Origin of the sequence: Anoxybacteroides voinovskiense, from assembly GCF_014196205.1 — a bacterium.
Taxonomy (GTDB): Bacteria; Bacillota; Bacilli; order Bacillales; family Anoxybacillaceae; genus Anoxybacteroides; species Anoxybacteroides voinovskiense.
On sequence record NZ_JACIDE010000005.1, the window covers coordinates 151,500 to 167,038 of the forward strand.

General features: G+C 45.4%; 12 protein-coding genes and 1 other annotated feature (1 of these 13 only partly in view). All 12 genes read left to right on the top strand.

All coding sequences use genetic code 11. The features are described from left to right. Positions 1–61 precede the first annotated feature (61 nt). Positions 62–826: a tRNA threonylcarbamoyladenosine dehydratase gene (locus tag GGR02_RS05035; protein WP_183183646.1), complete on the top strand. Its 765-nt coding sequence runs from the start codon at positions 62–64 to the stop codon at positions 824–826. A 241-nt stretch (positions 827–1,067) separates the two neighbouring features. Next, positions 1,068–4,130, top strand: a complete 3,063-nt coding sequence (locus GGR02_RS05040) for an efflux RND transporter permease subunit (protein ID WP_183183647.1) — start codon at positions 1,068–1,070, stop codon at positions 4,128–4,130. Positions 4,131–4,208: 78 nt separating this feature from the next. Further along, positions 4,209–5,081, top strand: coding sequence for a TetR/AcrR family transcriptional regulator (locus GGR02_RS05045; protein ID WP_183183648.1), 873 nt, complete (start codon positions 4,209–4,211; stop codon positions 5,079–5,081). Positions 5,082–5,134: 53 nt separating this feature from the next. Further along, complete coding sequence (locus tag GGR02_RS05050; protein WP_183183681.1) at positions 5,135–6,385, top strand: replication-associated recombination protein A; 1,251 nt, start codon at positions 5,135–5,137, stop codon at positions 6,383–6,385. Between the two features lie 73 nt (positions 6,386–6,458). After that, entirely contained in the window at positions 6,459–6,875 is a 417-nt protein-coding gene (gene cymR / locus GGR02_RS05055) for a cysteine metabolism transcriptional regulator CymR (protein ID WP_183183649.1), read from the top strand. Between the two features lie 22 nt (positions 6,876–6,897). Continuing rightward, entirely contained in the window at positions 6,898–8,046 is a 1,149-nt protein-coding gene (locus tag GGR02_RS05060; protein ID WP_183183650.1) for a cysteine desulfurase family protein, read from the top strand. A 5-nt stretch (positions 8,047–8,051) separates the two neighbouring features. Further along, the gene (gene mnmA, locus GGR02_RS05065) at positions 8,052–9,167 is read left to right on the top strand and encodes a tRNA 2-thiouridine(34) synthase MnmA (protein WP_183183651.1); all 1,116 of its coding nucleotides are present in this window, start codon (positions 8,052–8,054) and stop codon (positions 9,165–9,167) included. A 94-nt stretch (positions 9,168–9,261) separates the two neighbouring features. Further along, on the top strand, positions 9,262–9,927 hold the full coding sequence (locus GGR02_RS05070) for a tetratricopeptide repeat protein (RefSeq protein WP_183183652.1): 666 nt from the start codon (positions 9,262–9,264) through the stop codon (positions 9,925–9,927). A gap of 16 nt (positions 9,928–9,943) precedes the next feature. Further along, entirely contained in the window at positions 9,944–12,301 is a 2,358-nt protein-coding gene (recD2, locus tag GGR02_RS05075) for an SF1B family DNA helicase RecD2 (RefSeq protein WP_183183653.1), read from the top strand. Positions 12,302–12,401: 100 nt separating this feature from the next. Then, positions 12,402–12,593 carry a hypothetical protein gene (locus tag GGR02_RS05080; RefSeq protein WP_027407908.1) on the top strand — a complete coding sequence of 64 codons (192 nt, stop codon included), beginning with the start codon at positions 12,402–12,404 and terminating at the stop codon, positions 12,591–12,593. Between the two features lie 17 nt (positions 12,594–12,610). After that, positions 12,611–12,745, top strand: coding sequence for a YrzQ family protein (locus GGR02_RS05085; protein WP_183183654.1), 135 nt, complete (start codon positions 12,611–12,613; stop codon positions 12,743–12,745). Between the two features lie 1,551 nt (positions 12,746–14,296). Continuing rightward, positions 14,297–15,358, top strand: coding sequence for an AI-2E family transporter (locus GGR02_RS05090; protein ID WP_183183655.1), 1,062 nt, complete (start codon positions 14,297–14,299; stop codon positions 15,356–15,358). Between the two features lie 45 nt (positions 15,359–15,403). Next, positions 15,404–15,539, top strand: a binding site (T-box leader) (it continues 85 nt past the right edge of the window).

Consider the following 15,539-nt stretch of genomic DNA (forward strand, 5'->3'; position numbering starts at 1 on the left):
ACTTACTTTAATCGTGTAGGATAGTAGCGGTACAAAAATGATACATGTGATGGAGGGTGTCATGCTGCATCAGTTTTCACGCAATGAATTGGCGATTGGAAAAGAAGGATTAGAGAAGTTAAAAAAAGCAACCGTCGCTGTATTAGGGATTGGCGGCGTCGGTTCGTTTGCGGTGGAGGCGCTCGCGCGTTCGGGCGTCGGTCGGCTTGTGCTCGTCGATAAAGACGATGTCGACATTACGAACATTAACCGGCAAATCCATGCGCTTCTTTCAACCGTTGGTCAACCGAAAGTGGAGTTAATGAAAGAACGTATTGCTGACATTAATCCCGCATGCGAAGTGATTGCGCTGAAAATGTTTTATACGGAAGAAACGTACGAACAATTTTTTAGCTATGGCTTAGATTTTGTTATTGACGCTTCCGATACGATTACGTATAAAATCCATTTAATGAAAGAATGTTTAAAACGAAACATCCCGATCATTTCAAGCATGGGCGCAGCCAACAAAATGGATCCAACTCGCTTCCGCATCGCCGATATTTCGAAAACACATACTGACCCGATTGCGAAAGTAATCCGGACGAAATTACGGAAAGAAGGAATTAAAAAAGGAATTCCAGTCGTGTTTTCCGATGAGAAGCCAGTCGTTATTCGCGAAGAAGTGCGCAAAGAAGTCGGCAATGACAAAGCGACGATTCGCAAGGCGAAAATGCCGCCATCTTCCAACGCGTTCGTGCCGTCCGTCGCTGGACTGATTATGGCTTCTTACGTCGTTCGCGAGCTGTTAAAAGACGTAAAAATTTACCGCGTGGGCGAAGAATAAGCAACAAGGGCTTGTCGAAATAGACAGCCCTTTTTTTGTGCGGAAAAGAAACAAAAATACGTCGCAAGCCGTAGAAAAAATATGACGGAAGTATGTGATAGAACAACGTGTAAGCCATTACGATAAAGATAGTTGAAAAAAACGGTAACATCAAGTATAGTCATAATATAACGACCGTTCAGTCATGACGATTTAAGAACAAACGGTCAGTCTACATATGACAAGAGAAAGGAAGGGAACAATGAATTTTTTAACACGGTTTAGCTTAAAAAATGCGGTTGCGGTGTTTATTATTTCATTTCTGCTCATTTTAGGAGGACTGTATTCGTTTTCCTCTTTAAAAGTCGATTTATTGCCGAACATCGAGTTTCCGCAGCTATCGATTGAAGTCGTCTATCCAGGTGCTTCTCCTGAAGACATTAACGAGCAAGTTACGTCGAAGCTAGAAGAAAAATTGAAATCGATTGACGGCATTAAAAAAATGCAAAGCTCTTCTTATGAGAGCATCTCCATTATTAACCTTGAATTTCCGTTCCATACCGATATGAACGACATGGAGCGGCAAGTCGATACGATCATTAAAGATACAAAACTTCCAGACAACGTACAGACGAAAATTAACCGTTTTTCGTTCGGGACATTCCCGATTTTTAACATTTCGCTCTTTGCCAAGCAAGGGGTTGATTTACAAAAAGTATTAGAACAAGACGTTATTCCAGAGTTGAACAAAATTAACGGCATTAACTCGGTATCGGTCGGTGGGCTGAAAGAGGAAATTGTCCAAATTACGATCGACAAACAAAAAGCGGCACGAGCAGGGCTTTCGTTATCGCAAGTAAAAGACCAAATTAACGAAAAGTTTTTGTCGTTCCCAGCTGGAAATGTGAATACCGATACGTTACAAATTCCAGTGCGTGTGCAAGAAAAGCTCGATACTGTCCAAGCGCTTGAGAACATGACATTAACGTCGCCGCTGGCACAAACGACGACACCGGCGTTCCAAGGACGGATGATGCAGGCTACGCCACCGCTAAAGCTAAAAGATATCGCAACAATTGAAACGATTACAGACCAGCCGGAAAAAACACGTTACGATTTAAAAGAGTCACTGTCCATGGCAGTGACGAAAAAACAAGATGCCAACACGGTCGAAGTGGCAGATAAAGTGATGAAGGTATTAAACGCCCATAAAGATCAATTCCATTATGCCATCGGCTTTGATTCGGCAGAAGGGATTAAAAAATCGGTCGAATCGCTTGTGCGGGAAGGATTGTTAGGCGCATTGTTTGCGTCGATTGCCGTGCTCGTCTTTTTACGAAACGTGCGGGCAACGATCATTGCGATTATCTCCATTCCACTCTCTTTAATCGTCGCGTCGATTTTCTTATACCGCTTAGATATATCGCTAAACGTGATGACGCTCGGTGGTATGGCGGTCGCCGTTGGCCGCGTGGTGGACGACAGCATCGTTGTCATTGAAAATATTTTCCGCCGCGTCCGAAAATCGAAAACAGGCATGAGCGATGAACTTGTGCAAGATTCGACGAAAGAAATTTTAAAAGCGATTACGTCTTCGACGATTACGACCGTTGTCGTCTTTTTACCGCTCGGATTTGTCGGCGGCATTACGGGTGAATTTTTCTTGCCATTTGCTTTAACGATCGTTTTCTCGCTCTTTTTATCGCTTATCGTCGCTGTGACAATCGTGCCAATTTTAGCGAAATTTTCGTTTAAAAAAGTGCCTCCAGAAGAAAAAGAAGGCGCATTGCAACGGTTTTACGGGCGCGTCATTGCTTGGGCGCTCAATCATAAAGTGATTGTCTTAGCATTATCTGTCGTTCTTCTTGTCGGTTCGTTTGCGCTCGTTCCGAAGCTTGGGTTTACGTTTTTGCCGAACGAAGAGCAAAAGACGCTTGTCGCTAGCATTGAACTACCATCTTCTACGTCGCTTGCAAAAACGAACGACGTGTCGTTGAAAATAGAAAAAATGTTTGCTGACCAACAAGAAATTAAAGATGTGACAGCAGGCGTCGGAAGCCGCGATTTCCGTACAGGACTGAAACGGTCAAACCAAGCGAACTATTTCATTCGCTTAAAAGAAGGTGTCAACGTCACACGCTTTATTAAAACGCTTGAGAAAAACATGCAGTCGATTGTCGATGAGGAAGCAAAAGGGACGAAAGTCGGCGTGCAGGAACTTAGCTCTGGTGGACCGCCTTCGAACAACAATGTCAATATTGACTTATATTCAACCGATCTTGCATCATTACAAAAAGCAGCAAAAAATGTCGAAACCTATATGAATAAGCGGAAAGACTTAAAATATGTAACAAACAACTTTGCCGATCAGCAAAAACAAGTCGTTGTCCAAATCGATCCAGAAAAAGCAGCGGAGTACGGTGTGTCTGGATTCCAAGTACTCGGGACGATTGCCGATGCGACAAGACCGGTTCAAGTAGGAACGCTCAAACTCGATGGAATTGACCGCACAGTGCAGTTGTCGTACGACAAAGGAATAGATTCCGTGGATGCGTTAAAAAATACGCTTCTTTTCACAAAACGTGGTCTTGTTCCCGTTTCGGCGATTGCGGACGTAAAAGAAGTGAATACGTATACGTCGATTCAAAAATTGGACGGAAAAGTATTTGCTCGTGTATCGGCGCAAATTGTCGGGGACAACATCCAAAAAGTGACTCAAGATGTCATTAACGACGTGAAAAAAGAAGTGGAACTTCCAAAAGGCGTTTCGTTTGAAGGTGGCGGCGGCAGCGACGACACCGTAGAAACGTTCCAGCAACTTGGTCTCGCGATGGTTGTCGCGATTGGGCTTGTGTATATTACGATGCTGATTACGTTTGGAAAAGCAAGAATTCCGTTCATTATTTTGTCCGCTTTAATTTTCGTGCCAATTGGCTCGTTACTCGGCTTGTATGTCGCTCATGAACCGATGTCGGTGAGCGTCATGATTGGGCTATTAATGCTAATTGGAATTGTGACGACAAATGCGATTGTACTTGTTGATCGGATCGGACAAAACCGTGAACAAAAAGGAATGGCGGTGCGCGATGCCCTAATTGAAGCGGGAAAAACGAGATTGCGCCCGATTTTGATGACGGCGTTTGCGACGATTACTGCGCTTATTCCACTGGCGCTCACGAAAGCATCGGGAACGTTGATTTCGAAAGGTCTAGCGATTACGGTCATCGGTGGGTTAACGTCATCGACGTTATTGACGCTCGTTATTATCCCGGTGATGTACGAACTATTTTTCTTCCGTCAAGTGAAAAAAGAACGAAACGCATAAAAGATAGGCTGGCTCAAACCGAGTCAGCCTCTTATGCTATAATAAAATGAGGAAACTAGTGATAAGGAAGGGACAACGTTGAGCAAAAAAGAAACGATTATTCAAGCAGCGATGAAGTTGTTTGCCGAAAAAGGGTATCACGCCACATCCATGCAAGAAATTGCCGAACAAAGCGGGATGGCGAAAGGCTCGATTTACAACTATTTTAAATCAAAAGAGGAAATTGCCCTTTCGATTTTTCGCTACCATTATGACATGTTGTTTCAAAAGCTAGAACAAGTAGCAAACGACGCCACATTGTCTGCAAGGGAAAAGTTTGAAAAACAGCTGATGCTGCAAATTGAAGAATTTGTACGGCGGAAAGAACTTGTCGGAATGCATATGGGGGAACAAGCAGCGAAAATTAACGATGAAGTACACCAACTTGTGTTTCGTATTCGTGCGCAGACGATTAACTGGTATAGAAAAGCGATTATCGATATGTATGGGGAGAGCGTGCGTCCATTTGCGCTTGATTGTGCGACGATGCTTAACGGTATTATGAAAGAATATATGTTTTACATGGCAATCGAAAAAAAAGAGCTGCGTTATTCATCGCTCGCACCGTTTATGTTGCGGCGGCTCGATGCGATGGTGGCAAGCTTTACAACAAACGATGCTCCGCTTTTAACCGATGAATTAATGCAAGATTACTTAAACGTAGAACAACACGAGAAAGAAAACGACCGAAAGCAAATTGTTGCGTATCTTGAGGAAATTTTACAAAAGCTACAACAGGACGAGTTGGTAAAACGCGACGTCATTCATTCGCTAAAGACGTTAAAGGAAGAGTTTTTGCAGCCGGAAAACGCAAGGGAATTTATGGCGGAAGCGCTTCTCATGTATTTAGAAAAGCAACGACTCCCGCATTGGCAGGAAGTAGCCGCTGCTATTCGCCGCTATTTTGCGTAACAGAGCTTTCTGTTTTGGAGGTGGGAACATTGCAAGAACCGCTCGCTGTTCGCATGCGTCCGCGTACGATTGATGAAATTGTCGGACAAGCACATATCATTGGGCCTGATACAGCATTATACAAAATGATTCATAACGGCTACGTTCCGTCGCTGCTATTGTATGGAGAACCAGGCGTCGGGAAAACGTCGCTAGCGTATGCGATTGCCGGGACGGTGAATCGCGAATTTTTTGCGTTAAATGCCACGACATCAGGAAAAAAAGAAGTGGAGGAAATTGTTGCCGCCGCCAAAATGGTCGGCAACGTCATTTTGTTTATTGATGAAATTCATCGCTTTAATAAAGCACAACAAGACTATTTGTTGCCGAACGTCGAAAGCGGGCTCATTACGCTTATTGGCGCAACGACGGAAAACCCGTTTCACGAAGTCAATCCAGCCATCCGCAGCCGCTGCGGGCAAATTAAACAGCTAAAGCGGCTAACGCGTGAGGAAATCATCGTGCTGTTGAAGCGAGCGCTACAAGACAAAGCGCGCGGGCTTGGATCACTTTCTGTTGATATCGACGAACGTTTTTTGCAGCTAATTGCTGACGGGACAAACGGCGATGCCCGTTCTGCTCTCCAAGCGTTAGAAGCGGTCGTATACGCTGCTAGGCAAAAAGACGGGCGCATCGTCGTCGATGAACAGCTCGTGCTCGATTGCGTCGAAAAGAAAGGATTTTCTCATGATAAAAAAGGCGATACGTATTATTCGCTGTTGTCCGCCTTCCAAAAAAGCGTTCGCGGCAGCGACGTCGATGCTGCGCTTCATTATTTGGCAAGACTATTAGAAGGAGGAGACGTCGCGGCGATTTGTCGCCGGCTGCTTGTCATTGCGTATGAAGACATTGGCTTAGCGAATCCGTTTTTAGGAGTGAAAGTGAATGCCGCCATTCAAGCAGTAGAGCGGCTTGGTTTGCCGGAAGCGCGCATTCCGCTTTCTGTCGTCACCGTGGAATTATGTCTATCGGCTAAATCTAACTCCGCTTACAAAGCGCTCGACAACGCGATTGCCGATGTGCAATCAGGGAAAATTGGCGACATTCCTGCACATTTAAAAGATGCGCACTATGACGGAGCAAAAGTGCTCGGGCACGGAAAAGGGTACCTATATCCGCATGATTACCCAAACAGTTGGGTATTGCAACAATATTTACCGAAAGAATTAGAAAATGTGCAATATTACTATCCGAAAGAAAACGGCGAGGAAAAGCATTATGCGAAAGTGTACAGCCGGCTGTGTGAGTTAAGGCACAAGCAATGAAGGAAGCAAAAAAGTATGGTATAATGGTTTGCGATTGTTTTCTAGACGGGTAATACGCGGTAGGGGGAATATGATGAAAATTTCAACAAAAGGCCGATATGGGTTAACGATTATGATTGAATTAGCGAAAAAATACGGGGATCGCCCGATTTCATTAAAATCCATTGCCCAAGCGCACGGTTTATCCGAGCATTATTTAGAGCAGCTCGTGTCGCCGCTTCGCAACGCTGGGCTTGTGAAAAGCATTCGTGGGGCGTACGGCGGTTACGTATTAACGGACCATCCATCCAAAATAACAGCTGGTGATGTCATTCGTGTATTGGAAGGACCGATTAGCCCGGTCGAAGGACTAGAGGAAGAAGAACCAGCAAAGCGAGAATTATGGATTCGCATTCGTGATGCGGTACAAGAAGTGCTTGATAGCACTACACTGGAAGACTTGGCGAAATATAGCGACGGCAATAGCGAGTCCTATATGTTTTATATTTAAATCGTGAGAAAGGAGAATGTCGTTGGAACGCATTTATTTAGATCATGCCGCGACATCGCCAGTGCACCGAGCGGTCGTTGAGCGAATGGCAACGATGATGACGGAGGTGTTCGGCAATCCGTCAAGCATTCATTTTTTTGGCAGACAAAGCCGCCACGTGCTCGATGAGGCGCGCGAAACGGTCGCAAAAAGCATCGGGGCAAAACCGGCAGAAATTATTTTTACGAGCGGTGGAACGGAAGCGGATAATTTAGCGCTCATTGGCGCAGCGCTAGCGAATCGGCATCGAGGTCGTCATCTCATTACGACAGCGATTGAGCATCATGCGGTGTTGCACGCGTGCCGCTATCTTGAAAGCGAAGGGTTTGAGGTGACCTATTTACCTGTCGATGAACGGGGAAAAATATCGCTTGCGGAGTTACAGCGCGCCCTTCGTGACGACACGATTGTTGTATCAGTAATGTTCGGAAACAACGAAACAGGTGTGTTGCAGCCGATTGAAGCAATCGGACAGCTATTAAAAGACCATCCCGCCTATTTTCATACGGATGCGGTTCAAGCATACGGGCTTGTGCCGATCGACGTGAATGAATTAGGGGTTGACCTTTTATCGGTTTCTGCCCATAAAATTAACGGACCAAAAGGGGTCGGCTTTTTATATGCGCGCGAGCATGTGAAGCTTGCACCGCGAGCATTCGGCGGCGAACAAGAACGAAAGCGTCGAGCAGGGACGGAAAACGTGGCGGGCGTTGCTGGGTTAGCAAAAGCGGTCGAAATTGCGCAAGAAACGATGGCAACAAAGCAAAGCGAGTACCGAACGTGGAAAGCAAAAATGCTCGCTATTTTTGCAGAGAGCGGCATTCGCTATGATGTTAACGGCGACGAAGAAATGAGTTTGCCGCACATTTTAAACGTCGCGTTTCCAGGGACGAACGTCGAATCGATGCTTGTCAATTTAGATTTAGCAGGCATTGCTGCTTCCAGCGGCTCGGCGTGTACGGCTGGTTCGATTGATCCGTCGCACGTCCTTGTTGCGATGTTTGGGAAAAACTCTGACCGCATTCGCTCCTCGATTCGCTTTAGTTTTGGGCTTGGAAACACAGAAACACAAATTGAAAAAGCCGCTTACGAAACGGTGAACATCGTCAAACGGTTAACAAACGGGAGGTGAGAATTGTGAATAAAGCACCAAAAGATACACGCGTCGTCGTCGGCATGTCGGGAGGGGTGGATTCCTCGGTTGCTGCGCTTCTTTTAAAGCAACAAGGCTATGATGTCATCGGCATTTTTATGAAAAACTGGGACGATACCGATGAAAACGGCGTATGCACGGCGACGGAAGATTACGAAGACGTTATGCGCGTTTGCAACCAAATCGGCATTCCGTACTATGCCGTCAATTTTGAAAAGCAATATTGGGAGAAAGTGTTTACGTATTTTCTCGATGAGTATAAAGCAGGTCGTACACCGAATCCAGATGTCATGTGCAATAAAGAAATCAAGTTTAAAGCGTTTTTAGAGCATGCGATGTCGCTTGGCGCGGACTATTTAGCGACCGGACATTATGCGCGCGTTGCGTACCGCGATGGCGAATATAAAATGTTGCGCGGCATCGATGCAAACAAAGACCAGACGTACTTTTTAAACCAGCTTGGACAAACGCAGCTTGCAAAAGTCATGTTTCCGATTGGGGAATTGGAGAAAGCGCAAGTTCGCCAAATAGCGAAAGACGCTAAACTTGCGACCGCCAATAAAAAAGATAGCACCGGCATTTGCTTTATTGGCGAGCGTGATTTCAAGCAGTTTTTAAGCAACTATTTGCCAGCGCAGCCAGGGCAAATGCAGACGCTGTCTGGGGAAGTAAAAGGAAGACATGATGGCGTCATGTATTATACGATTGGACAGCGGCACGGACTTGGCATCGGCGGGAGCGGCGAGCCGTGGTTTGTCGTTGGGAAAAATGTAAAAGAGAACATTTTATACGTCGCGCAAGGATTTGATAACGAACTATTGTATTCTGATGCGATCATTGCGACACAAGTAAATTGGGTGTCCGGTCGTGTGCCGACAGAGCCGCTAAAATGCACGGCGAAATTCCGCTATCGTCAGCCGGATACAGGCGTAACCGTGCATGTCATCGACGCTACGACAGTAAACGTCGTATTCGACCATCCTGTAAGGGCGGTCACTCCAGGACAAGCCGTCGTTTTTTACAACGGCGAAGAATGCCTTGGCGGCGGCACGATCGACGAAGTGTTCCGCAACGGCGAAAAACTTTGGTATGTCGGATAAAACCTCAACTCTTGGCGGAGTTGGGGTTTATCGTTATAGCAAACTAGACATTCTTCGGCAATGCGTACTTATGATATAATGAGGAGTGAAAAAGATGGAAAATAAAAATGCGCTAGGCATTCAATATATGCAGGAAGGAAAGTATGAAGAAGCGGTGAAATGTTTTCATGAGGCGATTGAAGCCAATCCTCATGACCCGGTCGGCTACATTAATTTTGGAAATGTATTAGCGGCGGCCGGCGAAGAAGACAAAGCGATCCGCTTTTTTAAAAAGGCGCTTTCGCTTGATGAGCAGGCGGCGACGGCGTATTACGGGCTCGGTTCGATTTATTACAACCAGAAGCAGTTTGCTAAAGCGAAAGACATGTTTGAACAGGCGGTGCAAAAAGGGCTGAACGACAGCGACGCCTTTTTTATGCTCGGCATGTCGCTTATGTTTTTAGAACAGCCGCGGCTTGCGTTGCCGTATTTACAGCGCGCGGTAGAACTGAATGAAGATGATGCCGAAGCACTGTTTCAGCTCGGGCTTTGTTTAGCGCAGCTTGAGTTTGTGGATGAAGCGATCCGTTATTTAGAACGAACGATTGCGTTAGATGACCAGCATGCCGACGCCTGCTATAACTTAGGGGTGGCGTATGCGTACAAAGAAGAGGCGCAAACAGCGCTCGACTGGTTTACAAAAGCGCTTTCGATTCAGCCAGATCATTTGTTGGCAGGGCACGGAAAAAAGCTGATGGAAAAAGCGCTCGGACAACGATAAAAGGTAGGGATTCCCATTGGAACAACAAGGATCGTTTGCCTTAGACGAAAAATCGTTTATTAAAGGAACACATATCGTCACGATTTTCCATAACGAAAGCAATTTGTATTCGGTCGTGCGCATTCGTGTCGAGGAAACGAACGAGGCGTATAACGAGGAAGAAGTTGTTGTGACTGGCTATTTTCCGCGCATGCACGAACAAGAGACGTATGTGTTTTACGGTTCGTTTAAGGAACATCCGCGCTTTGGGCGGCAATATGTCGCCGATTATTTCCGCAAAGACGTTCCGCATACGAAAGAAGGCGTCATTCATTATTTATCGAGCGATTTGTTTAAAGGAATTGGGAAAAAAACAGCAGAAGCGATCGTAGAGGCGCTTGGTGAACAGGCGATTTCCGTGATTTTAGCCGACCCGGACGCGCTTTCGAAAGTGCCAAAGCTATCGAAAGCAAAAGCGAAAGAACTGTACGAAACATTAAAAGCGCACCAAGGGCTTGAGCAAATTATGATCTCGTTATCAAGGCTCGGGTTTGGCCCGCAGCTATCGATGAAAATTTATCAAGTGTACCAAGACATGACGCTTGATGTTATTCAAAAAAACCCGTATCAGCTTGTCGAAGACGTCGAAGGCATCGGGTTTGTCCGTGCGGACGAGCTAGGGCATCAGCTTGGCATTTCCGGTCGTCATCCAGACCGCATTCGTGCCGCTTGTTTGTATGTCTTAGAAAACGATTGCTTGCAGGAAGGGCACGTGTATTTAACAAAAGAGCAGGTATTAGGCAAGGTAAAAGAGCTATTAGAAGCAAAGCGCGACGAAGCTGTGCCGGAAGAAAATATCGCCCATGTGCTGCTAATGTTGACCGAAGAAGGAAAACTAATGAGCGAGGATGACAAATATTATATTCCGTCGCTTTATTTTGCGGAAAAAGGAATTGTCACGAACGTGAAACGACTGTTGCAGCAGGAAGTGACGGCGTTTCCAGAGTCGGAATTTTTATTGGCGCTTGGGGAGTTGGAGGAACGATTGTCTGTTCAATACGCCCCGCGGCAAAAAGAAGCAATCCAACAGGCGCTTTCTTCCCCGCTCTTTATTTTAACCGGCGGACCTGGGACCGGAAAAACGACGGTCATTAAAGGGATTGTCGAAATTTTTGCCGAGCTGCACGGCCTGTCGCTCGACGTCAATCGCTACAATAAAGACAATCCGTTTCCGATTTTATTAGCTGCGCCAACGGGAAGAGCGGCGAAGCGAATGAGCGAGGCGACCGGTTTGCCGGCGGTGACGATTCATCGATTGCTCGGGTATAACGCGGCAGAAGGGTTTACGCACGATGAAGAAGCGCCGATTCAAGGGAAGCTGCTTATCGTCGATGAAATGTCGATGGTCGATACGTGGCTGTTAAACCAGCTGTTAAAATCGCTTCCAGATGGGATGCAAGTCATTTTTGTCGGCGATGAAGACCAATTGCCGTCGGTTGGACCAGGACAAGTGCTGAAAGATTTGCTAAAGACGAATATTATCCCGACCGTTCGGTTGACCGAGGTGTATCGGCAGGCGGAAGGGTCGTCGATTATTGAACTCGCTCACCATATGAAAAGCGGGCAGCTTCCGCCAGATTGGGCTGCCCCGAAAGCGGACCGTTCGTTTATTCGTTGCCAAGCAGGGCAAGTCGTCGATGTCGTGCGGCAAATTGCCGATAATGCGTGGAAAAAAGGATATTCCGTCAAAGATATTCAAGTACTGGCGCCGATGTATCGCGGTCCTGCTGGCATCGACCGGCTGAATGAAGCGCTGCAAGAGCTGTTTAATCCGAAAACAGAGAAAAAGCGCGAGCTGTCGGTAGGCGACACCGTGTACCGGATTGGCGATAAAGTATTGCAGCTTGTGAATCAGCCGGAGCAAAACGTGTTTAACGGCGATATTGGCGAAGTCGTCGCCATCTTTTATGCGAAGGAAAATGTTGAAGAACAAGATTTAGTCGTCGTGTCGTTTGATGGGAATGAAGTGACGTATACGCGGCAAGATTTAACGCAAATTACGCATGCGTATTGCTGCTCGGTTCATAAGTCGCAAGGAAGCGAATTTCCAATTGTCATTTTACCTGTCGTCAAAAGCTATTATCGAATGTTAAGGCGGAATTTATTATATACCGCCGTGACGCGCAGCAAAAAATTTTTAGTTTTATGCGGTGAGGAAGAGGCGTTTAAAATGGGGGTTGCCCGCTATGATGACAGCGTGCGGCAAACGACGCTTTCCGAAAAGCTCATGCAAGCCGTTCAGCCGTTTGAAGAAGGCGAGCTTCCACTAGATGATGCGAACATCGGAATGGAAAACGTTTCACCGTATGACTTTATGAGCGAAGGGATAGGATAATGGTAGTCGCACATGAGTGGCCACGTTCCTCACCAGACGTATAACTTTTTCACAAATGGACAAAAATGATGGTAAAACGGAAAGAGGAGCGTGCCTTTTTGTGCTGAAATGTCCTAATTGCCAAAGCAAAGATTTAGGGAAAATTGGGGTCAATCAATATTATTGCTGGAATTGCTTTATCGAACTTTCGGTTCATAAAGGAATGATTTACACACATCAAGTCGAAGAAGACGGAACGCTCAGTTCGTTAGATGATTTATTTAGCGAGCAAGAACGGACGCTTTCGTCATAACAAGAGGGGGATTGACGATGAACCGCACGATGACATCGCTCGTCGCCATCGGTTTAGGCGTTGCCGCCTACCAAATGGCTCGCCGCAATGGCGGAATGAACATGCGCAACGTACGAAAAATGGGCCGCCAGCTCATGCGCTCATTCACGTAACAAAGCACGGCACCCTAATCATAGGGTGCCGTGTTTGTGTATGCTAGGCATGTCTATCAACTTGACGGTCAAAGTCCGTTATGGGCGTTGGAAGATCATTTGTTTCAACATACCAATAACTCGTACACTTATGTTTGGAATGCCGATTATCTCAATTGGGCTCCCTATAGAGAAAGCGATGATGCTGCGACAAAAGACTCATTATATTCAGCTCTTTGGCGAGGAGCTAGACAATTGATTCTGTATATGGTACCTTTCAATAAAGAGCAAGTTTTGCACACCACCCAAGTATGAAAACAACCGCTCGTGAATCCGTTAGTCTCATAGAAAAATCGAAGGATTGCCACATGATCTTGCATGCTCACCCTTTTGATGGAGGACAAAAAAATGAAAAGCAAATACTTTTGGATTCTGCCGCTTATTTGTTCAATCATTCTCTTTTGTCAACTCAAAAGCCAGCATAATGTTTATAACATTCTCAGTCAAGCGCCAACATGGGATGACGTCAATCCATTCATTCTTTTTTGGTATCATAATTCCTCTGTTGTAGTAGGTGTGTTCTTATTATCATTTCCATGCTTATCGTTTTCCGGTCTCCTGCTTGGTCAACGATCCTTTTTCTCATACTCCCAATAAGTTTAGCCCTTTATCAAAAACTGTTACTATTTCCTGTTTGGATTTACGATGATCAAATGCAATTTGTTTTGAAAATCTTCCTGACTGTTATCGTTCTGACATTGTCAGCGGCTAGAATTAAAGTGATAAAAGCGGTTATACAGAAACTCATTGCTCATTAGACGATTGCTTTGTTGCTGTACCTGTCATCTATCGAACCATTCACATTACAAAACAGTATCCCTCTAGGTGCCGCTTTATAATGTGAATGGTTGTATAAGTGATAGTCACAACAGCAAAGCTCACCAACAGTCATTTTCTAATCAGGGAACTTTTCATAAAGAGTATCGCATAAAAAGCAAAAACAATCCATACTACAAAAGTTATAAAATTAAAAATATTACCTATCAGTGCACTTTCATCGAATCTTAATTGAACCTCCTCATTTAGAAAACTTATTACAGTCGCAATAACGAGCCATATAAATCCCTTAGTAGCAGGTTTATTTTTTCCTTTGGATTTAAACAAATTCGAGTCCCTCCCTTAGATACTATGTGTATGTTTAATTTTAAGCAAAACTTCAACAAATATATATACATGCAACTGAGAAGTTTACCTTCATTTTTTCGACTGTCGAGGCAAGCCTTTGGCTTGCCTTCGTCACGCTAAAGCGTGACGGAGAACCGAACAACACCGCTCCCAGACAAATTCATTTGTCTGGGGAGCGGCTGATTGTTCGGTCGCCCGACAGTCGAAAAATAACGATGTAAATGATAAAAATGTTAAAGCTTCAACGTGCACCTATATAGACACTTTCAAATTTTAAATTTTAAGATATGCTAACAGGTGTGTTGATTGTTGTTGTACCTGTCACCTATCGAACTTTTTGCATAATTATCCGCTAATCCTCCACACTAATGTGTAGGAGGGATGTTCGTGCAAAATGAACAATGGCGCTTTTTTATTCGCGTGACGAAAGTGCTGCTTGTCGTTGTGTTAGTTTATTTCATTATGAGGCTGAAAGGGTTTTGGATGCCGGCGTTACGCGTGCTAGGCATCGTACTCACCCCGTTTGTGCTTGGGGCGTTTATCGCGTATTTATTGCATCCAGTCGTGGAATATCTCCACGCCAAAGGATGGCCGCGGGCGCTGGCAATTTTACTTATTTACGCTCTTTTTTTCGGTGGAATCGGCTACGGAGCGTACAAAGGCATCCCGATTTTTCTCAACCAGCTGCAAGACATGACAGAAAGCTTGCCGATGCTTGTCGATACATATAAAGGATGGACGGATAAAATTCATGACGGCACTGCCGCTTGGCCAAAACAGCTGCACGAACGCATCGAAACGACAATTGTCGAAATCGAGGCGCTATTAGGACTATGGTTAGTCAAAGCAGTCACAAGCGTCAAGCACGTGCTAAATTCCGCCCTCGTTTTTTTGCTCGTTCCACTTATCGCTTTTTATTTGTTAAAAGATATCGACCATATCAAAAAAGCCGCCTGGGAATGGACGCCAAAAAAATGGCGAAATGAGGGGGTTGCGTTTTTAAAGGATGTCGATAAGTCGCTCGGAAGCTATATTCGCGGCCAACTGCTCGTCTGTGTGTTAATCGGAAGCATCGCTGCCCTTTCGCTTTGGATCGCTGGGATGAAATATCCGCTACTATTAGGGATTATCATCGGTGCGACGAACGTTATCCCGTATTTCGGACCGATTATTGGTGCTGTTCCTGCCGCTTTGTTAGCCGCCACCGTTTCGGTAAAAATGGTGCTCATTGTCCTTGCGATTATTTTCGTTTTGCAATTTATCGAAGGAAACGTCCTTTCTCCGCTTATCGTCGGCAAAAGCTTGCATATGCATCCGCTTGTCATTATGTTTTCCCTTTTTCTTGGCGGGGAAATTGCTGGAGTTGTCGGGATGATGGTCGCTGTCCCGCTTGTTGCTATTACGAAAGTTGCCTTTTTGCACGGAAAAGAACGCTTCCGAACACATTGACAATCAAAGGAAGCTTGTCTATAATCTGTGTGAAAAGGTTTATACACGAACGCGATGACGGATCGAGTATGTTACAGTCCATCTTAACGCGCGAGGCGCACAGAGAGGAATTTCCGCGGCTGAAAGAAATTCCAGATGAAGGGTAACAGAACGCTAATCCGGAGCGCAGGCAAAACCTGAC

What these genes read in the sequence shown, in the direction of transcription:
- GGR02_RS05035 (WP_183183646.1), top strand. Translation starts at nt 62, where the DNA reads ATGCTGCATCAGTTTTCACGCAATGAATTGGCGATTGGAAAAGAAGGA.
- GGR02_RS05040 (WP_183183647.1), top strand. Translation starts at nt 1,068, where the DNA reads ATGAATTTTTTAACACGGTTTAGCTTAAAAAATGCGGTTGCGGTGTTT.
- GGR02_RS05050 (WP_183183681.1), top strand. Translation starts at nt 5,135, where the DNA reads ATGCGTCCGCGTACGATTGATGAAATTGTCGGACAAGCACATATCATT.
- cymR (WP_183183649.1), top strand. Translation starts at nt 6,459, where the DNA reads ATGAAAATTTCAACAAAAGGCCGATATGGGTTAACGATTATGATTGAA.
- GGR02_RS05070 (WP_183183652.1), top strand. Translation starts at nt 9,262, where the DNA reads ATGGAAAATAAAAATGCGCTAGGCATTCAATATATGCAGGAAGGAAAG.
- GGR02_RS05085 (WP_183183654.1), top strand. Translation starts at nt 12,611, where the DNA reads ATGAACCGCACGATGACATCGCTCGTCGCCATCGGTTTAGGCGTTGCC.